The sequence below is a fragment of the Bacteroides sp. MSSM.1001136sp1_RTP21357st2_D2_RTP21359_211015 genome, from assembly GCF_040913205.1.
Classification (GTDB): domain Bacteria; phylum Bacteroidota; class Bacteroidia; order Bacteroidales; family Bacteroidaceae; genus Bacteroides; species Bacteroides ovatus.
In genome coordinates this window covers 1-1,536 of sequence record NZ_JBDFVF010000078.1, presented here as the reverse complement: position 1 = coordinate 1,536, position 1,536 = coordinate 1, and the positions used below count along the sequence as shown (strand labels likewise).

General features: G+C 48.0%; 1 rRNA gene. It reads left to right on the top strand.

Features of this window, described 5'->3' with window-relative positions:
- A 23S ribosomal RNA gene (locus AB5217_RS24800) occupies window positions 1-1,536 on the top strand; the annotation flags it as partial.

The window sequence follows — 1,536 nt, the reverse complement described above, 5'->3', positions numbered from 1 at the left end:
AGGGCGATTAGTCGGAAGGAGTAGACGCGAAACCAAGTGATCTACCCTTGGTCAGGTTGAAGGTTAGGTAACACTAACTGGAGGACCGAACCGATAAGCGTTGAAAAGCTTCCGGATGAACTGAGGGTGGGGGTGAAAGGCTAATCAAACTTGGAGATAGCTCGTACTCCCCGAAATGCATTTAGGTGCAGCCTTGGGAATTACTACTGTGAGGTAGAGCGACTGATAAGATGCGAGGGCTTCACCGCCTATCAAGTCTTGATAAACTCCGAATGCGCAGTAGTTCGATCCCAGGAGTGAGGGCATGGGTGCTAAGGTCCATGTCCTAAAGGAGAAGAATCCGGACCATCAGCTAAGGTCCCGAAATAATTGCTAAGTTGAACTAACGAAGTCAGATTGCTAAGACAGCTAGGATGTTGGCTTGGAAGCAGCCATTCATTTAAAGAGTGCGTAACAGCTCACTAGTCGAGGAGTTTGGCGTGGATAATAATCGGGCATCAAGCAATTTACCGAAGCTATGGGATCAGTAATGATCGGTAGGGGAGCATTCCACTCTGCGTCGAAGGTGAAGCGTGAGCTTTGCTGGAGCGTGTGGAAAAGCAAATGTAGGTATAAGTAACGATAAAGGGGGTGAGAAACCCCCTCGCCGAAAGACTAAGGTTTCCTGATCAACGCTAATCGGATCAGGGTTAGTCGGGTCCTAAGGCTCAGCCGAACGGTGAGGCCGATGGCAGAACAGGTTAATATTCCTGTACTACCTTAAGGAGTGACGTGGAGACGGAGGAGTGACAGCGCCGCGGACTGACGGAATAGTCCGTTGAAGGGTGTAGATGTTGATTATCCCAGGCAAATCCGGGATAAGAGTCGAACCTGATAGTATACCAAATTCTTCGGAATAAGGTAATAGTGCGTGTAAGCATACTCCCAAGAAAATCCGCTAAACTTAATCTTTAAGGTACCCGTACCGCAAACGGACACACGTAGTCGGGTTGAATATACTAAGGCGCTTGAGTGATTCACGGTTAAGGAACTAGGCAAATTGACCCTGTAACTTCGGGATAAAGGGTCCCAACGAGAGTTGGGCGCAGAGAATAGGTCCAGGCAACTGTTTAACAAAAACACAGGGCTGTGCCAAATTGAAAGATTACGTATACAGCCTGACACCTGCCCGGTGCTGGAAGGTTAAGAGGAGATGTCATCGCAAGAGAAGCATTGAATTGAAGCCCCAGTAAACGGCGGCCGTAACTATAACGGTCCTAAGGTAGCGAAATTCCTTGTCGGGTAAGTTCCGACCTGCACGAATGGTGTAATGATCTGGACACTGTCTCAACCGTGAGCTCAGTGAAATTGTAGTATCGGTGAAGATGCCGATTACCCGCGATGGGACGAAAAGACCCCGTGAACCTTTACTATAGCTTAACATTGAATTTGGGTAATTGATGTGTAGGATAGGCCGGAGACTTTGAAGCAGGTACGCCAGTATTTGTGGAGTCGCTGTTGAAATACGGCCCTTTGATTATTTGAGTTCTAACTCGT